A 20,202-nucleotide genomic window follows, 5' to 3' on the forward strand; every position below is an offset into this window, starting at 1 on the left:
ATCACGTACATTCGCGTTAAATTTTTAAGTAGCTTATGTCAGACGAACAACGAATGGTGCTCCGTACGGAGGACTTGGTAAAGAAATATAGGACTCGTACGGTCGTGAATCATGTATCGATTAACGTGAAACAGGGGGAGATCGTTGGTTTGCTTGGTCCGAACGGAGCGGGAAAGACGACCACCTTTTATATGACAGTAGGTTTGGTCACTCCTAACGAGGGTAAGATCTTCTTGAATGACATGGAGATTACGAAATTCCCGGTCTATAAGCGGGCTCGCAACGGCATTGGCTATCTGGCGCAAGAGGCTTCGATTTTCCGGAAAATGACGGTGGAAGATAATATCCGCTCGGTCTTGGAGATGACGGGACGTAGCATTGAGTACCAAAAAGAGAAACTGGAAAGTTTGATTTCAGAGTTCGGTTTGAATAAGGTTCGTAAAAACTTGGGAGACCAGCTTTCGGGTGGAGAGCGGCGTCGTGCGGAGATTGCCCGCTGTCTGGCGATCGATCCGAAGTTCATTATGTTGGATGAGCCTTTCGCCGGTGTAGACCCGATCGCCGTACAAGATATCCAGACAATCGTGGCTCGCTTGAAACATAAGAATATCGGAATCTTGATTACCGACCACAATGTGTACGAGACATTGAGTATTTGTGACCGGGCCTATCTCCTGTTCGAGGGAAAAGTCCTTTTCCAAGGAACCGCCGAACAACTAGCCGAGAACGAGATCGTGCGCGAGAAATATTTGGGAAAAGACTTTGTGCTGCGTAAGAAAGACTTATAGCAGTCGTTTCAATCGCCTGTTTACCTGTATGAACAGCAGGAAAGATAAGGCGGCGATAAGACAAAAGTCCAAAAGATGCTCGGCGGGAATATCGCCTGTGATAAACTCGTTATCCTTGAGACGACTGTCCGACATCCCTATTACGGCGAAAGCATTATTGACAAAGTGGGCGAACACCGGTATCCAGATGCTCTTGCTCCAATAGAGTAGATAGCCGAAATAGGCTCCGAGTATCATCCGGGGCAAGAATCCGTAAAATTGTAAATGGAAGGCGCTAAATAGTATGGCGGCGACCCATATGATCGTATGAGGGTTGGAGGTCCATTTCCCGATCACTCGTTGCAAGGCTCCTCTGAACAGGAACTCCTCGGTTATCCCGGCCGTAACGGCGATAACGATAAGGTTGGCCAGGATTACCCAAACGCTATCGCTGGATAACAGGATCGTCGTCAGTTGTTCGGCGAGGGTTTCTTGCGCCCGCATCCATTCCTCGATAGGAGCCATAAACGCGGGTAACTCCATCTGCTTGTTGAGCAATCCTAGCAAATTGATAACCGGAGAAAATAAGAACACGCAAACTAAGGTGAGAATCCAGATCCTGCCGTCTGTGATTTTCTTGACTGATAGATAATGGCAGGGATTGTCACTACATATCCAAGCCATGGCGATAGATGGTAGCAAAAAGGTACAGATCGCCGAGATGAACTGAATGAGCCTCATTAAATTAGCGTCTTGGGTTATATCAGCCTGTAAACCGTGGGTCGCAAGTAATAAGCCCGTGGATATAATAGATGATAAAATGGCTCCAGCCAATAAGAATAGCAAGAGGATCAAAAGTTGGATTATCGCCGGACGGGTAGCATATATTCCTTTTATTCTCATAATGATTCATTCAAAGGGTAAATAATTGCCGCCAAATATAAACAAAAGAATAAAAACAGATCAAAATTTGCACGATTAAAAGAATAAGTCTAATTTTGCGACCTAAAATTCGATACGACTATTAATTAAATAAATCATTCAGAATGAACGTTTCGCTTAAAAACAATGATGCCGTAAGCGGTATCGTGAAATTAGAAATAGTGAAAGCTGACTATGCTGATCAGGTAGACAAGAGCCTGCGTAGCCTTCGTCAGAAAGCCAATGTACCGGGTTTCCGTAAGGGCATGGTTCCTATGGGCATGGTTAAAAAAATGTACGGAAAGCACGTGCTGGTAGAGGAGATAAACAAATTAGTTTCTGAGAATCTGTTCAAGTATATCCGTGAGAACGATTTGCATATCTTAGGCGAGCCGATGCCTAACGAGACTGAGCAAAAGCCGTTGGATTTCGATAAGGAAGAGGATTTCGAATTCTGTTTTGACGTGGCTTTGGCTCCGGAGATCAATATCGAGTTGAGCAAGAACGATAAACTTCCGTTCTATCAAGTCGCTATCGATGAAGAAATGCTAAATAACCAAGTAAACGCTTATCGCTCAAACTTCGGTTCTTACGACAAGGTAGACGAGGTTGAGGAAAAAGATATGGTAAAAGGTACGGTAGCCGAGCTTGAGAATGGTGCCCCGAAAGAAGGTGGTATCGTTGTTGAGGATGCTGTCTTGATGCCTATGTATATCAAGGATGAGGAAGAAAAAGCTAAATTTATCGGTGCTAAAGTAAATGCCGTAGTGGTATTCAACCCGAATAAGGCTTACGAGGGTGCTGAGGCAGAGATCGCTTCTTTCTTGAAGATCGATAAAGAGAAAGTGGCTGAGACTACAGGCGACTTTAGCTTTGAGATCAAGGAGATCACCCGTCATAAAGACGCAGAGATGAACCAAGAGTTGTTCGACAAGGTATTTGGCGAGAACGTGGTTACCAGCGAGGAAGAATTCAAGAACAAGATCAAGGAAGCTTTGGCAGAGCAATTCGCTCCTCAGAGTGACTTCAAGTTCTTGACGGATACTCGTGATATGTTGGTTGAGAGAGCTGGCGAGTTGAATTTCGCTGACGATTTATTGAAACGTTGGTTGCTTGCCGCTAACGAGAAGAATACGAAAGAGAAGATCGACGAGGACTTCCCTCAGATCCTTCAGGATTTGAAATATCAGTTGATCAAGGAGAACTTGGTTAAGAAGAACGGCTTGAAGGTTGAGGACGCTGACATCGAGAACTTCGCTAAACGTGTGGCTAAGGCTCAGTTCGCTCAATACGGCATGTTGTCTGTACCTGAGGACGTACTTGACAACTACGCTAAAGACATGTTGAAAAATAAGCAAACACTTCAGAACATCATCGACCGTGCGGTTGAGGAGAAATTGGCTGCTTGGTTGAAAGAGCAAGTGGAACTTGATGTTAAGGAGGTAACCGCTGACGAGTTCAACAAACTTTTTGAATAAAAAGATCTTTACTCGGCCTCTTAGGAGGTTGTTTTATATCAAAAAAGGGATTTCTCTCTAAAAATATCTTAGCGGATAGCGAAATAAATTGTTTCTTTCAGAAATTTATTTATAACTTTGTTTTTCCGTTAAGTCACAGAGGGAAATCCCTTTTTACGTCTTCTCGGTAAATAAAAGATAGGAGAAAATATGGAAGATTTTAGAAAGTATGCTACAAAGCATTTAGGTATGAGTGGTACGGCTCTGGATAGTTATATGAACATCTCCAGTAGCTATATCTCCCCGACAATTATAGAGGAACGACAGCTGAATGTCGCTCAAATGGATGTCTTCTCTCGGTTGATGATGGACCGTATTATTTTCTTGGGCACGCAAGTGGATGATTATACCGCTAACGTGATTCAAGCGCAGTTGTTGTATCTGGATTCCAGTGATCCCGGAAAGGATATCTCTATTTATATCAATTCGCCGGGTGGCTCTGTATATGCGGGCTACGGCATTTATGACACGATGCAGTTTATCTCCAGCGACGTATCTACGATTTGTACGGGTATGGCCGCCTCTATGGCGTCTGTCTTATTGGTGGCGGGAACCAAGGGAAAACGTTTCGGCTTGAAGCACTCCCGTGTAATGATCCATCAACCGCTTGGCGGCGTACAAGGACAGGCTTCAGACATCGAGATTACCGCTCGCGAGATCTTGAAGGTTAAGAAAGAACTGTACACCATAATCTCGGATCATTCAGGTAGACCCTATGAGGAGATCGAGCGCGATGGCGACCGTGATTTCTGGATGACCGCGGAGGAAGCGAAAAAGTATGGCATGATCGACGATGTTTTAACACGTAAATAACAAAAACAACAATAAGAAACTATGGCCAAAACAACAGGCGATACATGTACGTTTTGCGGCAGGAGTAGCCGTGATGTTAATTTGCTTATCAATGGGATCTCTGGTTGTATTTGCGATGATTGTGCCCGGCAGGCGTATGAGATCGTAAAGGAGCAGACAGGAGGTAAGAAAACTTCTTTTGGTTTGAAGCAGAAAGATCTGCCTAAACCGGAAGATATCAAGACTTTCTTGGATCAGTACGTGATCGGGCAGGATGACGCGAAGCGTTATCTGTCGGTATCGGTGTACAACCATTACAAGCGTTTACTTCAAAAGGTTACCGCCGATGATGTAGAGATTGAGAAATCTAATATTATCATGGTGGGCGCTACCGGTACGGGCAAGACTTTGTTAGCCCGTACGATCGCTAAGTTATTGCATGTCCCGTTCGCTATCGTGGACGCTACGGTACTTACCGAGGCAGGTTACGTGGGGGAGGATATTGAGAGTATCTTGACCCGGCTATTGCAAGCGGCGGATTATGATGTGGAGGCGGCCCAACGGGGTATCGTCTTCATCGATGAGATCGATAAGATCGCACGTAAGAGCGATAATCCGTCTATCACTCGGGATGTCAGCGGTGAGGGTGTACAGCAAGGTTTGCTGAAACTTCTAGAAGGATCGATCGTGAATGTGCCTCCTCAGGGGGGACGTAAGCATCCGGAGCAAAAGATGATTGCGGTGGATACGAAGAATATCCTGTTCGTTTGCGGTGGTGCTTTCGATGGAATCGAGAAGAAGATCGCTCAACGCTTAAATACCCGTGTGGTCGGTTATTCGGCTAGTTTGGATACGGCTACCGTAGACCGGAATAATTTACTGAAATACATCACCCCGACTGATTTGAAGTCGTTTGGCTTGATCCCGGAGATTATCGGTCGTTTACCTATCCTCACGTATCTGAATCCGCTGGATCGTGATACGCTTCGTAACATCTTGACCGAGCCGAAGAACTCCATTATCAAGCAATACGTCAAATTGTTCGATATGGATGGCATTAAGCTGACGTTCGATGAGAAAGTCTATGAGTTTATCGTGGATAAGGCGCTTGAGTTTAAGCTGGGTGCCCGTGGGTTACGTTCAATCGTAGAAGCCGTGATGATGGACGCTATGTACAGTATGCCATCTCAAAAAGTAAAGGAACTCCATGTAACGTTGGAGTATGCGAAAGAGAAATTTGAAAAATCGGACGTGAACCGTTTACAGGTCGCGTAAACGTAGGCGGTTTACTATAAATAATACGAAGTATGGCAAAGAAGGATCATTTAACAGAAGAGCTAAATCGGCACTTTGGCTTCGGTACCTTTAAGGGGAACCAGAAGGCTATTATTGAGAACGTGCTGGCCGGGAAGGATACTTTTGTATTAATGCCGACGGGGGGAGGTAAATCTCTTTGTTATCAATTACCATCCATACTAATGGAAGGAACCGCGATCGTGATATCTCCGTTGATCGCTTTGATGAAGAATCAGGTGGACGCGATGCGGAATTTCAGTGAGGAAGATGGGGTCGCCCATTTTATCAATTCCTCTTTGAATAAGTCGGCTATCGACCAGGTGAAATCGGATATATTATCAGGACGTACCAAGTTGCTGTATGTAGCACCGGAGTCCTTGACCAAGGAAGAGAACGTGGATTTTCTGCGTCAGGTAAAGATCTCTTTCTATGCGGTGGACGAGGCGCATTGTATCTCGGAATGGGGACATGATTTCCGTCCGGAATATCGAAGAATCCGTCCGATTATCAATGAGATCGGTAAACGTCCGTTAATCGCTCTGACCGCTACCGCTACACCTAAGGTGCAGCACGATATCCAGAAGAATCTGGGTATGATAGACGCTACAGTCTTTAAATCATCCTTCAACCGCTCTAATTTGTATTATGAGGTTCGTCCGAAAGGAACGAATATAGACCGCGAGATCATTAAGTATATTAAAGCCAACGAGGGTAAATCGGGTATCGTATATTGTTTGAGCCGTAAAAAGGTGGAGGAATTTGCCGACATCTTGAAAGCCAACGGGATAAAGGCGTTGCCTTACCATGCGGGAATGGATTCGCAAGTACGTTCCGCCAATCAGGATGCCTTCCTGATGGAACAGGCGGATGTGATCGTGGCTACGATCGCTTTCGGTATGGGTATCGACAAGCCGGATGTCCGTTATGTGATTCATTACGATATCCCGAAGAGCCTAGAAGGTTATTACCAGGAAACCGGTCGTGCCGGTAGGGATGGCGGAGAAGGCCAATGTATCGCTTTCTATGCTTATAAGGACTTGCAAAAATTGGAGAAATTCATGCAAGGAAAGCCCGTGGCCGAACAGGAAATCGGCAAACAGTTGCTTTTAGAGACTGCAGCCTATGCCGAGACTTCCGTCTGCCGGAGAAAAGTGCTATTGCATTATTTCGGTGAGGAATACCTGGAAGATAATTGTGGTAATTGTGATAATTGTTTGAACCCAAAGAAGCAGGTGGAAGCGAAGGAATTGTTAAGCGCGGTACTGGAGGTTATCAGTACGTTGAAAGAAAAGTTTAAGGCAGATTATATCGTAAATATTTTGGTAGGTAACGAAACCTCCGAAATCCAAAATTACAAGCACAATGAATTAGAGGTCTTCGGTTCCGGACAGGACGAGGATGATAAAACTTGGAACGCCGTTATTCGTCAGGCTTTAATCGCTGGCTATTTAGCGAAGGATATTGAGAATTATGGTTTGCTGAAAATCACGGAAAAAGGTAAGGAGTTCATGAAGAAGCCGGTATCGTTCAAGATTACCGAGGACAATGAATTCGAGGAAGAGGAAGAGGAAGTTCCGGTTCGTGGGGGCGCCTCTTGTGCGGTAGACCCGGTTCTTTATTCCATGATGAAGGATTTGCGTAAGAAATTATCCAAGCGGTTGGAAGTTCCGCCTTTCGTGATTTTCCAAGATCCCTCTTTGGAGGCTATGGCTACTACTTATCCGATCACGTTGGACGAGTTGCAGAATATCCCGGGAGTGGGCGCTGGTAAGGCGAAACGTTATGGCAAGGAGTTCATTGAGTTGATCAAGAAACATGTAGAGGAGAACGAGATTGAGCGTCCGGAGGATTTGCGCGTACGTACGGTCGCTAATAAGTCCAAGTTGAAGGTCTCAATCATTCAGCGGATCGACCGTAAGGTGGCGCTGGACGAGATCGCGTTGACTAACGGACTTGAGTTCACCGAGCTTTTGGATGAGATCGAGGCGATCGTATATTCCGGTACACGTATCAATATCGATTATTTCTTGAATGATGTGATGGATGAGGATCATATCGAGGATATTTACGAGTATTTCAAGGATTCGGAGACCGACGGTCTGGAAGACGCCATTGAGGAATTAGGCGGTGACTATACGGAAGAGGAGATTCGCTTGGTCCGTATCAAGTTCTTGTCTGAAATGGCAAACTAATGGGAGGGTGGCCCGGTTCCACTCTAAAGAAAAAACAAATAAAGAAGCTTATTGTTCCTTCCGAAAGAGATTTATTTTTCCTTCGGAAGGAATTTTGTTTTCGTTCGGATGAAAGTTTATTTTCTTCCGAATCGAATTTTTAATTTCTCCCGTATCGATTTATTGCGTGAAAAGTCGTATATTTGCGCGCAATAATTTTTAAAGCATAAGTTCTATGTCATTTATTGCAGACAGGGTAGTTATGGATGGGTTAACGTTTGACGATGTATTGTTAATCCCAGCTTATTCGGAAGTTCTTCCTCGTAATGTCGATCTCACGACAAAGTTTTCACGTAATATCACATTGAATATACCGATGGTGTCGGCCGCTATGGATACGGTTACCGAGGCCAAGTTGGCTATCGCTATCGCCCGTGAGGGAGGTATTGGTGTGATTCATAAAAACATGACGATCGCCGAGCAGGCAAAGCAGGTCCAGACCGTTAAACGTGCGGAGAATGGAATGATCTATGATCCGGTGACTATCACGAAGGGCAAGCGTGTGGCGGATGCCTTGGCAATGATGGCTGAATATAAGATTGGCGGTATTCCCGTGGTGGATGAAGGCGGGTATTTGGTAGGTATCGTGACAAACCGTGACTTGCGTTTCGAGAAGGACATGAACCGTTCTATCGACGAGGTGATGACGAAAGAGAATTTGGTCGTAACCGGACAATCTACGGATATGGAGGCCGCCGCTCAGATCCTTCAGGAACATAAGATCGAGAAGTTACCGGTGGTCGATAGCCATAATAAGTTGATCGGCTTGATTACCTATAAAGATATAACGAAAGCGAAAGATAAACCGAAGGCTTGCAAGGATTCGAAAGGTCGTTTGCGTGTAGCTGCCGGTGTAGGCGTTACGTTCAATACCTTCGAGCGTGTAGCCGCTTTGGTGGATGCCGGGGTGGATGCTTTGGTGATCGACACGGCACATGGTCACTCAAAAGGTGTGGTGGATGTCTTGAAACAGATTAAGGCGCAATATCCGCATATTGATTGTGTGGTCGGTAATATCGCTACGGGCGAGGCCGCTAAATATTTAGTGGAAGCCGGGGCGGACGCCGTGAAGGTAGGTATCGGTCCGGGTTCGATTTGTACGACTCGTGTGATCGCTGGTGTGGGTGTTCCCCAGTTGTCGGCTATTTACGATGTGGCGAAGGCGTTGGAAGGAACTGGTGTGCCTTTGATCGCTGACGGTGGCTTGCGTTACTCCGGTGATATCGTGAAGGCGATCGCCGCTGGTGGATCTTCCGTGATGATGGGATCTCTGTTGGCGGGTGTAGAGGAGTCGCCGGGCGATACGATTATCTTCAATGGCCGTAAGTTTAAGTCTTACCGTGGAATGGGGTCGTTGGAAGCTATGCAAAAGGGGTCCAAGGATCGGTATTTCCAAGATGTGGAGGACGACGTGAAGAAGCTGGTTCCGGAGGGAATCGCTGCCCGTGTTCCGTTTAAGGGTTCTTTGTATGAGGTCATTTACCAAATGGTAGGTGGTTTACGTGCGGGAATGGGTTATTGCGGGGCTCATAATATCGAGGAGTTGCATAAAGCTCGTTTTACTCGAATCACCAACGCAGGTGTGCAAGAGAGCCATCCGCATGACGTAGCGATCACGCAAGAGGCTCCGAATTATAGCCGCGGTGAATAGTAATACAAGTTTTACGTTTTATAAAAAACACTAATTTAATGGGATAGCATACTTTTCTTGTCGGCTCTCCGTTAGATTAGTGTTATTTTTGTAATGTATATTCGTGCTATGGTAAAAGAATTTTTGATGAAAAAGTTACTTATTTCATTAGGGGTATTCGCTTGTGTGACAGTTAACGCTCAAACCGCATCCGATTCGGTCGTTATGACGGTCGCTGGAAAACAAGTGCCTTTATCTGAATTTATTTTTATCGCGGAGAAGAATGGAGAGGTGGATTTATCGAATACAAAGTCCGTCAAAAACTATGTCGAGCTATTTAAAAATTTTAAGCTAAAAGTAGCGGAGGCGGAATCTTTAGGGATCGACCAGACATCCTCATTCAAAAGTGAGCTGGATGGATACCGGGCTCAGTTGATCGATAGCTATATGTCGGATAAGGAGGGTGAGAAAGCGGCTGCCCGTGCGGTATATGACCGTGGGGATCACTCGGTAGAGTTGACCCACATCTTATTCCGTTTGCCGGAGAAGACGGTCTCCAAAGATACGGTAGCTGTATATCAAGAAGCCATGCGAGTATACGAACGTCTCCAGAAAGGAGAGGATATGGAAACAGTCGGAAAAGCTTTGGCCGAGAAGGATAAGGAGCATGTCGCTTGCGAATATGTACGTTGCTTGCTCCCGATGCAATCCCTAAAAGTGTTTGAGGATGCCGCCTATTCCTTGCCGATTGGCGTGGTGTCTGAACCGGTTCGCACGAAATTAGGATTTCATTTGATAAAAGTCCATAGTCGTAAACCCAATCCGGGGCGGGTACATGTCGCTCATATCTTGATCGCCTTCCCGAAAGATTCCGCTATTCAGGACTCATCGGCTTTTCTGGCAAAAGCGCAAGCTATCTATAAGCAAGTACAAGAGGGAGCTGATTTTGGCGAGTTAGCGAAAGAATATTCTGGGGATGCTGCTTCCGCTAAGAAAGAGGGAGTATTACCTTGGTTTGGGGTAGGCGAGATGGTCCAGCCTTTTGAGCAAGCCGCTTTTGCGTTGAGCAAGCCGGGTGATTTATCCGAGGTGGTGGAAACTCGTTTTGGTTACCATATCATTAAGTTGATCGATAAGAAGGGACGCCCTTCGTTTGAGGAAGAGGAAAAAGCTTTGTCGAGACGTATGGGGCAGGGTGAACGTAACTTCGAGTTATATAAAGCTTTCGACGATCGTATGAAAAAAGAATACGGATACGTTTTCTATCCGGAAGCCTATGCGGAGCTGCAAGCGTTATGTAATGATTGTTTCCCCACGGACGAGGCGTTTTATGAGAAAGCGAAGGATATGAACAAGACGCTTATGCAATTGGATGGAAAGGATTTCCCGCAAGCGGAGTTCGCTTATTATATCCAACGTTGTCCGTTCTCGACAAAAACGTATGCGGGTGATTTTATGCAAGAGATCTATGATTTGTTTATCCGCGATATCGTAACGACCGCCGAGCGTAAGAATCTGGAGACAAAACATCCGGAGATCCCTCATTTGATGCAGGAGTACCGGGATGGGATTCTGTTGTTTGAGGTCAGCAACCGGGAGATCTGGAGCAAACCCTCCGCCCAGCAGAAGGTGTTGGAAGCGAAGTGGATTGCGGATTTGAATAAAAAATATCCGGTGACTGTCAACTGGAAATTATTGAAGAAACTAAAGAAATAAAATAAAGATAGATATGAGGATAGTCTTCATGTTCCTAACGTTCGTTGTGTTGTTGGGTGCCTGTAAAGGTTCTCAGCCAGCTGATACTACGGATGTCTTGGTTAGCGTGAAAGGACGTACCCTAAATCGTTCGGAGGTGAATAAGCTAATACCCCGGGGGATTTCCTCCGCAGATAGTCTGTTGCTGGCCGAGGGCTTTACCAAGAAATGGGTAAAGGATGTATTGGTGTACGATGTGGCTTTGCGTAACTTAGGGGATGAGAAAGAGGAGGTCGATAAATTGGTAGAGGAGTACAGGCGTTCCTTGGTTCGTTACCGTTATCAGGAACGATTGGTGGAGGAGAAGCTGAAAACTGATATCCGGGAAAGTGATAAATTAAACTATTACGAGGAAAACCAGAAAAAGTTTATCTTGGATAAAGGCTTGATCAAGGGATTATTCTTGAAAATCCCGGTTGATGCCCCGGGACTTACCGACGTCAAAAAGTGGTACAAATCCACAGATGTGGCCTCTTTAGAAAAAATTGAGAAGTATAGTGTGCAAAATGCCACGATTTATGAGTACTTTTACGACAAATGGGTTGATTTCGATGAGGTAATGGATAATATACCGATCCATGTGTCGAATCCGAATGCGTTTCTGAAGGCGAATAAGTATGTTGAGGTGGCGGATAGCAGTTATTGTTATCTGTTGAATATCAAGGAATATTTACCTTCCGGCAGTGTGGAGCCATATGATTATGCCAGTCCGCACGTCACGGAAATGCTGGTCAACCAACGAAAAGTTGAATTCTTGAAAAAATTTGAAGACGAGTTATATAACGATGCGATCCGGAGCGGTGACGTGGAATTCCATTCCGAGCCGTGATCTCTAATTTTATAAATGGGTAGACATGATGAAAAAGATTTTAAGTGTATTCTTTCTTGCCTGTTGTTCTTGCCTTGTAATGGCGCAAGACAATGTGATCGATGAAATTGTGTGGGTGGTAGGAGATGACGCTATTTTACGTTCGGATATCGAGACGCAACGTTTGTATAATCAAAACGAGGGGGTCCGTTTGGATGGCGACCCGTATTGCGTGATCCCGGAGCAGATGGCGATACAGAAACTATATCTGAATCAAGCTAAGATCGATAGTATTACCGTGAACGAGAACCAAGTGATCCAGAGCGTGGATCAATGGATGAACATGGCTGTGAACCAAATCGGGTCTCGCGAGAAATTGGAGGAATATTTCGGTAAGAAATTTTCCCAGATCAAGGATGAGCGTAAGGAGATGGTGCGGGAGCAGCAGGTAGTGCAACAGATGCAGCATCAATTGATCGGCGAGATCAAGCTGACACCTTCCGAGGTGCGTAAATATTTCAGCCAGTTGTCTCAGGATAGCCTGCCGAACATCCCTACGACAGTAGAGGTGCAAATCGTTACCTTGGAACCGAAGATTCCGTTTGAGGAAACAGACGCTATCAAGGCCCGCTTACGTGATTTCACGGAGCAGGTTAATTCCGGTAAGATGGAATTCTCTACGTTGGCTCGTTTGTACTCGGAAGATCCGGGTTCGGCGTCTCGAGGTGGTGAGCTGGGTTTCATGAGCAAGACACAGCTGTTGCCGGAGTTTGCGAACGTCGCGTTCAACTTGAAAGACCCGAAACGTGTCTCCCAGATCGTACAGACGGAGTATGGTTACCATATCATCCAATTGATCGAGAAGCGTGGAGACCGTATCAACTGCCGCCATATCTTATTGAAACCGAAGGTTTCCGATAAGGAGTTGGCGGATGCTACCACTCGTCTGGATTCATTGTACAATGATTTGCAGGCGAATAAGTTCACGTTTGAGGAAGCCGCTACATTCGTCTCTTATGACAAGGATACACGTAATAATAAGGGTTTGATGGTAAACCAAGATTACGAGAGCAGCAATATGGGAACCCCTAAGTTCGAGATGCAAGAACTTCCGCAGGAAATCGGTAAGGTGGTATATGGCATGAAAGTCGGAGAGATCTCCAAGCCTTTTACCATGTTGACGAACAAGCAGAAAGAGGTAGTAGCTATTGTTAAGCTGAAAGCTCGGACGGAAGGACATAAGGCGAATTTGGCCGATGACTTCCAAGCTTTGAAAGCGATCGTAGAGGCTAAGAAACGTGAGGAATTATTGAACGACTGGATCACGAAGAAACAAAAATCAACCTACGTGCGTATTAGTGACGGTTGGAGGAATTGTGATTTCAAATATCCGGGTTGGATTAAGGAATGAGACTAATTAACAGGTTATTTCTAGCGCTCTTATCGTGTGCTTTATCGGTTGGCGTATTTGCGCAAACGCAAGATAGCACGGTGGTAGCCGCCAAAGATAGTGTCGCTCCCAAGAAGACGAAGGTCTTTTTGGAGCATGCGAATACGCTTTCGTTCGATAAGGAGAGGAACGCCGAGGCTCAAGTACTGAATGGTGATGTTTGTTTTCGCCATGATAGTTCGTATATGTATTGCGATAGCGCATATTTCTTTGAGCAGACCAATTCCTTGGAAGCGTTTAGTAATGTCCGGATGGAACAAGGGGATACCTTGTTCGTGTATGGAAATTACCTGTTTTACGATGGAAATACCCAGATCGCTTATTTGCGGGAGAATGTCCGCATGGAGAATGGGCAGGTTACCTTGTTTACGGATAGCTTGAACTATGAGCGAATCCCGGATATCGGATATTATTTCGACGGAGGTCTGATTGTCGATTCTTTGAATCAGCTCTCTTCTTTTTACGGGCAATATTCGCCTAGTACGAAATTGGCTATCTTCAATGATAGCGTCCGTCTGGAGAATGAGCAATTCACGTTGTATTCCGATACCTTGCATTATAATACGGACTCGAAGATCGCCACGATCCTCGGACCATCCATAATCGTCTCGGATAGCGGCACGATCTATTCTTCCAGAGGTTGGTACGATACCGTGAATAATACCTCTTTGCTATTGGATCGTTCTCAGGTGGTTTCCGGCGACCGTATCTTGACGGGCGACTCTATCGCCTACAACCGGGAACTGGGTTTTGGGGAAGCGTTCGGTAATATGAGTCTGCAAGACACGGCGCAGCATGTCATGCTGGAAGGCCAATATGGCTTTTACAATGAGAAGACCGAGTATGCTTTCGCTACGGATAGCGCCCGTTTCTTGGAATTCAGCCAAGGGGATACATTGTTTCTGCATGGTGATACCTTGAAGATGACTACGGTGGACTCCCTTTACCGGGAAGTAAAAGCTTATTACGGCGTCCGTTTCTATCGGACGGATATGCAAGGTGTTTGCGATTCGATGCAGTTTAATACAAGAGACTCTATATTATATATGTATACGGACCCTATCGTTTGGAATGAACAGTATCAGATCTATGGGGATACGATCTTGATATTTATGAATGATAGCTCGATCGATTTCGCTCACGTGAAGCAATTCGCTTTCGCGATACAGCAAATCGATTCTACCGCATTCAATCAATTAAAGGGAAATGACTTGAAGGCTTATTTCGAGGGACAGGTCGTGAATCAGATCGATGTGTCGGGTAACGCCGAATCGATTTTCTTCCCATTGGAGAAGGACGGTTCGATGGTCGGCATGAACGAGACCAAGAGCGGTTTCCTTACGATCTGGCTAAAAGACAATAAGTTGGATAAACTGAAGATCTGGCCGACTCCAACAGGTACGATGACCCCTATTCCTGATTTGAAGCCCGACCAGAAATACTTGAAAGACTTTTATTGGTTTGATTATATCCGTCCTAAAGACAAGGATGATATTTATCAGGTCGTGAAAAGAAAAGCTCAAGATGCTCCGAAAAGAAGCAATAAATTCGTACATTAGCGTCGTATTCATAATTAATAGGTAAAGCTATGGCACTTTTCTCGTTTTATAACATGCGCAAGCCGCGTCAATTTGATCATAAGCCTATTTATTGGGACCCCCATAAGGAAGCCTTGGAGGAACGTATAAGCAAGGTCAAACGTGAAATGGGTGTAGAGGAGCCGTTGGAGGAATATAAGCCGCATATCAAGGGAACTTTCATTGAAGGTACCTCGCATCTGAAGAAAAGCGTGGGGCGAGGCGAGGATTCCCGGGCTCGTAGGTATAAGAATGTGAAACTGGCGGTGGCCTTGGCGGTCTTGGCTGCTTTCTTTTGGTATTTGTTCTGGTAATGAGCGATATCATTCATTTACTTCCGGACCATATCGCCAATCAAATCGCGGCGGGAGAGGTGATTCAACGTCCGGCCTCTGTCGTTAAAGAGTTGGTCGAGAATGCGGTGGACGCTGGCGCTTCCAATATCCAAGTGAACATTAAGGATGCGGGTAAGACATTGATACAGGTGATCGATGACGGGAAAGGTATGTCCGAGACGGATGCTCGCATGGCTTTTGAGCGGCACGCTACTTCTAAGATTTCTACGGCCGAGGATTTATTCTCTTTGCATACGATGGGTTTCCGAGGTGAGGCATTGGCCTCTATCGCCGCTGTCGCCCATATAGAGTTGCGTACCCGGGCTAGAGGGACCGAGCTTGGCACTTGTCTATCCATCGCGGGTTCCAATTTGGAGAGTATCGAGCCGGAGGCTTGTAACGAGGGAAGTATCTTCTCGGTAAAGAATCTTTTCTTTAATGTTCCCGCCCGCCGGAAATTCTTGAAGTCGAATGAGACGGAATTCCGGAATATCATCAATGAGTTCGAGCGAATCGCCTTGGTGAATCCGCAGGTGGGTATGTCTCTTTATCATAATGACGCGGAGATATTCAATCTGCCCGAGTCGGGGTTACGTCAGCGCATCATTAATATATATGGTAAGAGTTTAAACCAGAAGTTGCTCTCTCTGGATGCCCAAAGTTCCATGGTGACTATTTCCGGTTTCGTGGGGCGTCCGGACTCGGCGAAGAAGCGAGGGGCATTGCAGTTCTTTTTTGTGAATGGTCGTTATATGAAGCATCCTTATTTCCATAAGGCGATCATGCAGGCCTATGAGCAATTGATTCCTGCCGGGGATATGCCGAATTATTTTGTTTATTTCACGTTGGATCCCTCCTCGATCGATGTCAATATCCATCCGACAAAGACGGAGATTAAGTTTGAGAACGAGCAACCGATCTGGCAGATCTTGATGGCCGCTACCCGGGAGGCGTTGGCTAAATCGAGCGCTATCCCTACGATTGATTTCGACGTGGAGGATGCGATCGATATTCCTGTTTACAACCCGGTCAAGAAAAGTGAGCCTAGTACTTATAAGGCCCCGAAAGTGCAAGTGGATTCCAGTTATAATCCGTTTGACACTACTTCCTATAAAAAACCGGAATTCGATTGGTCTAAATTATATCAAGGGTTTGAGAACGATCGAGTGGCTGCCCAACTGGAGTCCGAGAGTTTCGAGGATGCCCCGATCGAGGAATTGCCAGCCGAGGCTTCGAACCCGGAAAACCTGTTTGCGGAGGTAAGCAATCCTTGCTATCAATATAAAGGGCGATATATCGTGACATCCTTGAAATCGGGTCTGGCGATTATTGACCAGCATCGTGCGCATGTGCGTATCTTGTTTGACCAATACCTGTCGAATATCCGTCAGCAACAAGGTGTATCCCAACAAGTCTTATTCCCGGAGATCGTAGAGTTTACCGCTGCCGAGGCGGCTGTACTACCTTCCTTATTGGAGGATTTGTGCTTCGTCGGCTTTGATCTGAGCAATCTGGGAAATGACAATTACGCGATCAATGGCCTGCCCGCCGGTATAGAGAACCTTGATCCGGTAAATTTGGTAAAGGATATCGTGGACCGGGCGATCGAGACCGGATGCGCAGTGCATGAGAAGATCTGCGAGGCCATCGCCTTGTCTTTAGCCAAAGCCGCCGCTATCCGTCCCGGCAAATCCTTATCCTTGGAAGAGATGGATCATCTGATCGCCTCCCTGTTCTCTTGTTCGGACTCGAACCTGACCCCGGATGGAAAGACGATTATCTCCATGCTGACAGATGAGGAGCTGGAGAGAAGATTTAAGTGCTAGGGATGATTTCGATGACATAGGTTTCACGGCTGCATTTACATTTAGGTTTCCCGGACATGCGGCCCGGAAGCAGGCGTGGAACACATCTTCCTCGATCGGACGTTTATAGAAAGCCTCATTCGATCGCATGATCGCCTCCTCCTTTGCGGAGGTGAACCAATGGCGCTCTCCTTTTTGTAACTCGTTTTTCAGCTGGGCGTAGATTTGATCATGCTCGATACCTTCGCAATTAATCTTGCTTTGCACCTCCACGCATAGGAAACGGCGGCTTCCCGTGGGGTCGCTTAATAGGTTCTTCTGGTTCGTAGTGCCAATAAATGAGGCTAGGCGGGGTAGGGGGGGAATGCTTGGCGTGTGCCTTGCGTACGTTCATTCCGGCCATCTGCATCCAATTTTTCAGTAAAGCCATTTTACGGTCGGACAACCGGTCGAACTCATCGAGGTTGATGAGTCCGAACAATCCAAGCTTCTGCTCCATTTGCGTCGAGCCGCTAAGGTCTACGCTATCCGTGTAATAGCGGACTAGCGAAGAAGGCATCAGCGACTTGCAAAAGGTAGACTTCTGACATCCTTGACGCTCGCTGACTAAAATGGGAGCCAAGCTATTTGCGTGCATTCGGTCCGAACCCATCCATTGCGAGGCCAAGGCGAGCATCCAGCGATGAAACCCCTCCACCCATAACGGTTCTGAGGAGACCCGTCGTGCCAGATCGCTTACCCGGTCTTTCCCGTCCCATTCGGGTAACCACTCCATATATTGCCGGAAAGGATGATACTCTTTTACTTCTTTTGAATATACGAAACGATTCACATCCCGATCCCTGCAATCGATCCCCGTCCGTCTTGCCTCCATGCAAATGCTATTTAGGTCACGTTGCGTCACCGGATAGAAGCGATCCGTTTCCAATTGTTTGTATCGATATTCAGTCTCCTCGCTCAACAAGTTGAAGTGGAATTCGATCCGTTCTTGGAGGAAAGTCTCCAGACTCTTTTGAAGGATAGAGTTGCTGTTGCTCGATCGTTTCGCTTTACCTTCGTTTGGGTGTGGTACGGTGATCGACCCGTCCGGTTTTAAGAAGCGAAGCCATAATTGGCCTAAAAAATCCAATACAGTTTTCATGACGCTATGTTTTAGAGGTTGTTTTTACTGTTTCATTTTGCGGATATAAGCTGTTAACTTGCGGTTTTCCAAATGTTTATATTGTCATTTGAAATAAAAGTAATCTGTGCGAAATACTAGGGAAAACTATTGTTTAAGTGGTATGGATGTAGTACCTTTGTTAAGTGCTTATAATCTTTTCACCTATGTGAAAAGAACGTATCACAATCATGAAACGATCGTTTCACATAGGTGAAAAGATCATATCACCCTTGTGAAATGACTAATAGCATACGATGTTTCGATGAATAACCTTTTAATCTCATACTAGATATATGGCAGCAAAATATGACTTTTACAAGACTCCGGTATCGAAGGACAGCACGAAGCGTCCTCGTTTTCACGCACGTATCGTATCATCCGGCACGATCGATACGGATGATCTGGCCAAACGTATCCATGGACGGTGTACCGTCACGCCGGCAGACGTAGCCGCCGTGCTTATCTCTTTAAGCGAGGTGACAGCGGAATATTTGCGTGAAGGAAAACGTGTACATATCGATGGGTTGGGGTATTTGCAAGTCACGTTGCAATGCCCGGCCGTACAATCCACGCACGAGATACGTGCGGAGTCCATCCGTTTCAAGTCCGTGGCTTTCCGTCCCGAGGTAGAGCTGAAAGATAGCTTGAAGACGATGACGCTGGAACGAGCCAAGTACAAATCCCATTCCCGCCAATTGGAGCCTGATCGTATCGACCAATTGCTCGCGAGTTATTTTGCCGAGCATGAATATATGACCCGTGTCGCCTTCCAGCGGCTTTGCGGCCTGACGAGCAGTACGGCCAGCCGCCGCCTGCATCAATTTGTCGAGGCGGGTAAATTGCGTGATATCGGCACCCGCCACCAGTCGCTTTACGTGCCAGTGAGGTAAATAGAGATAGTGAATGTTAAATATTAATAAATATGGCTAGGGCCTACCTTGCCAAACGGGAACAAATATGTACCTTTGCACCGTTTTTAGTGCGGAGTATGCGAAAAAAACAGGCACAACTTATTGATTGTCCGAAAATAATACGTAACTTTGCGGCTCGAAATAGGAAAAGATTAGATAAATAATAATAACACATTCAAAGTTTAAAAAAAGAAAGAAATGCCTACAATTCAGCAATTAGTTAGAAAAGGAAGGGAAACTTTGGTGGAGAAGGGTAAATCACCCGCATTGGACGCTTGTCCTCAAAGACGTGGCGTTTGCGTACGTGTTTACACTACGACTCCGAAGAAACCTAACTCTGCAATGCGTAAAGTAGCGAGAGTACGTTTGACAAATGGTAAGGAAGTTAACTCCTATATTCCGGGAGAAGGACACAACTTGCAAGAGCACTCTATCGTATTGGTACGTGGTGGTCGTGTAAAGGACCTTCCGGGTGTGCGTTATCACATCGTACGTGGTACGTTGGATACAGCGGGTGTTAACGGCCGTACGCAAAGACGTTCCAAATATGGAGCTAAGCGTCCGAAACCGGGTCAAGCAGCAGCTGCCGCAAAAGGTAAGAAGAAGTAATTAATTACATGCCTTCAAACTGAGATTTAAATTTAAGTATTAAAACAGGTTTGAGTTATTTGGATAGGCTATAAGGTTGAGTAAATGGTTCAGCGGAACCGTTGAAGACAAATTAAAGGCAACCAACGACAAGAACAAATTTTTGAAAACAAAATGAGAAAAGCAAAACCAAAGAAAAGACAGATCCTTCCGGATCCTGTTTTCGGTGATGTAAAGGTTACGAGATTCGTTAACCATTTGATGTATGATGGCAAGAAAAATACTGCCTTCGAAATTTTCTATTCCGCTTTGGAAACCGTTAAGGGCAAATTGCCTAACGAGGAAAAGTCCGCTCTCGAAATTTGGAAAGCTGCGCTTGATAACATTACTCCTCAAGTCGAAGTTAAGTCACGCCGTGTAGGTGGTGCTACATTCCAAGTCCCTACTGAAATCCGCCCGGATCGTAAAGAGTCAATTTCTATGAAGAACCTTATTATCTTCGCTCGTAAACGTGGAGGTAAGACTATGGCTGACAAGTTGTCTGCAGAGATTGTAGATGCTTTCAATAACCAAGGTGGCGCATTCAAAAGAAAAGAAGATATGCACCGTATGGCTGAGGCTAACCGTGCGTTCGCTCACTTCAGATTTTAATTTTTA

The 20,202-nt window shown here is 45.7% G+C and carries 17 protein-coding genes and 1 pseudogene; 15 read left to right on the forward strand and 3 right to left on the reverse strand.

Features of this window, described 5'->3' with window-relative positions; translation table 11 throughout:
• Positions 1-35 precede the first annotated feature (35 nt).
• Entirely contained in the window at positions 36-788 is a 753-nt protein-coding gene (lptB, locus tag HMPREF0999_RS07085) for an LPS export ABC transporter ATP-binding protein (RefSeq protein ID WP_008779931.1), read from the forward strand.
• Here the strand turns inward: lptB and HMPREF0999_RS07090 are convergent.
• Entirely contained in the window at positions 783-1,670 is an 888-nt protein-coding gene (locus HMPREF0999_RS07090; RefSeq protein WP_009275560.1) for a CPBP family intramembrane glutamic endopeptidase, read from the reverse strand. The genes lptB and HMPREF0999_RS07090 overlap by 6 nt on opposite strands.
• Positions 1,671-1,813: 143 nt before the next feature.
• On the opposite strand from HMPREF0999_RS07090, the gene tig reads away from it, so the two are divergent.
• The 11 genes from tig (at position 1,814) to mutL (ending at position 16,905) form a co-directional block, all read left to right on the forward strand.
• On the forward strand, positions 1,814-3,166 hold the full coding sequence (gene tig / locus HMPREF0999_RS07095; RefSeq protein ID WP_005853929.1) for a trigger factor: 1,353 nt from the start codon (positions 1,814-1,816) through the stop codon (positions 3,164-3,166).
• A gap of 189 nt (positions 3,167-3,355) precedes the next feature.
• Entirely contained in the window at positions 3,356-4,018 is a 663-nt protein-coding gene (gene clpP, locus HMPREF0999_RS07100; RefSeq protein ID WP_005853931.1) for an ATP-dependent Clp endopeptidase proteolytic subunit ClpP, read from the forward strand.
• A 21-nt stretch (positions 4,019-4,039) separates the two neighbouring features.
• Positions 4,040-5,272: an ATP-dependent Clp protease ATP-binding subunit ClpX gene (gene clpX, locus HMPREF0999_RS07105; RefSeq protein ID WP_008779933.1), complete on the forward strand. Its 1,233-nt coding sequence runs from the start codon at positions 4,040-4,042 to the stop codon at positions 5,270-5,272.
• Positions 5,273-5,304: 32 nt separating this feature from the next.
• A complete protein-coding gene (recQ, locus tag HMPREF0999_RS07110; RefSeq protein ID WP_005853936.1) occupies positions 5,305-7,485 on the forward strand; it encodes a DNA helicase RecQ in 2,181 nt (726 codons plus the stop codon).
• A gap of 214 nt (positions 7,486-7,699) precedes the next feature.
• Positions 7,700-9,175: an IMP dehydrogenase gene (gene guaB / locus HMPREF0999_RS07115; RefSeq protein ID WP_005853938.1), complete on the forward strand. Its 1,476-nt coding sequence runs from the start codon at positions 7,700-7,702 to the stop codon at positions 9,173-9,175.
• A gap of 108 nt (positions 9,176-9,283) precedes the next feature.
• Entirely contained in the window at positions 9,284-10,870 is a 1,587-nt protein-coding gene (locus tag HMPREF0999_RS23215) for a peptidylprolyl isomerase (RefSeq protein WP_009275561.1), read from the forward strand.
• A 13-nt stretch (positions 10,871-10,883) separates the two neighbouring features.
• Positions 10,884-11,738 carry a hypothetical protein gene (locus HMPREF0999_RS07125; RefSeq protein ID WP_009275562.1) on the forward strand — a complete coding sequence of 285 codons (855 nt, stop codon included), beginning with the start codon at positions 10,884-10,886 and terminating at the stop codon, positions 11,736-11,738.
• Positions 11,739-11,763: 25 nt separating this feature from the next.
• Positions 11,764-13,128 carry a peptidylprolyl isomerase gene (locus tag HMPREF0999_RS07130; RefSeq protein ID WP_010184197.1) on the forward strand — a complete coding sequence of 455 codons (1,365 nt, stop codon included), beginning with the start codon at positions 11,764-11,766 and terminating at the stop codon, positions 13,126-13,128.
• The gene (locus HMPREF0999_RS07135) at positions 13,125-14,726 is read left to right on the forward strand and encodes an OstA-like protein (RefSeq protein ID WP_005867109.1); all 1,602 of its coding nucleotides are present in this window, start codon (positions 13,125-13,127) and stop codon (positions 14,724-14,726) included. The genes HMPREF0999_RS07130 and HMPREF0999_RS07135 overlap by 4 nt, the downstream gene beginning before the upstream one ends.
• A gap of 29 nt (positions 14,727-14,755) precedes the next feature.
• Positions 14,756-15,058, forward strand: a complete 303-nt coding sequence (locus tag HMPREF0999_RS07140) for a hypothetical protein (RefSeq protein WP_005853948.1) — start codon at positions 14,756-14,758, stop codon at positions 15,056-15,058.
• Entirely contained in the window at positions 15,058-16,905 is a 1,848-nt protein-coding gene (gene mutL, locus HMPREF0999_RS07145; protein ID WP_009275564.1) for a DNA mismatch repair endonuclease MutL, read from the forward strand. The genes HMPREF0999_RS07140 and mutL overlap by 1 nt, the downstream gene beginning before the upstream one ends.
• A gap of 168 nt (positions 16,906-17,073) precedes the next feature.
• Here the strand turns inward: mutL and HMPREF0999_RS23150 are convergent.
• Together HMPREF0999_RS23150 and HMPREF0999_RS23155 are read right to left on the reverse strand one after the other, a co-directional pair.
• Positions 17,074-17,181 (reverse strand): annotated as a pseudogene (locus HMPREF0999_RS23150) (hypothetical protein); the annotation flags it as partial.
• A complete protein-coding gene (locus tag HMPREF0999_RS23155) occupies positions 17,135-18,025 on the reverse strand; it encodes a VapE domain-containing protein (protein ID WP_009275565.1) in 891 nt (296 codons plus the stop codon). The pseudogene HMPREF0999_RS23150 and the gene HMPREF0999_RS23155, both read right to left, overlap by 47 nt.
• Before the next feature lie 314 nt (positions 18,026-18,339).
• On the opposite strand from HMPREF0999_RS23155, the gene HMPREF0999_RS07155 reads away from it, so the two are divergent.
• The 3 genes from HMPREF0999_RS07155 to rpsG all read left to right on the forward strand — a co-directional run bounded on the left by HMPREF0999_RS07155 (position 18,340) and on the right by rpsG (position 20,196).
• Positions 18,340-18,936, forward strand: coding sequence for an HU family DNA-binding protein (locus HMPREF0999_RS07155; protein ID WP_008779936.1), 597 nt, complete (start codon positions 18,340-18,342; stop codon positions 18,934-18,936).
• Positions 18,937-19,155: 219 nt separating this feature from the next.
• The gene (gene rpsL, locus HMPREF0999_RS07160) at positions 19,156-19,566 is read left to right on the forward strand and encodes a 30S ribosomal protein S12 (protein WP_005853956.1); all 411 of its coding nucleotides are present in this window, start codon (positions 19,156-19,158) and stop codon (positions 19,564-19,566) included.
• A 153-nt stretch (positions 19,567-19,719) separates the two neighbouring features.
• Complete coding sequence (rpsG, locus tag HMPREF0999_RS07165; protein ID WP_005853957.1) at positions 19,720-20,196, forward strand: 30S ribosomal protein S7; 477 nt, start codon at positions 19,720-19,722, stop codon at positions 20,194-20,196.
• Positions 20,197-20,202 lie beyond the last annotated feature (6 nt).

It is taken from the genome of Parabacteroides sp. D25 (genome assembly GCF_000307475.1).
GTDB lineage: Bacteria > Bacteroidota > Bacteroidia > Bacteroidales > Tannerellaceae > Parabacteroides > Parabacteroides distasonis.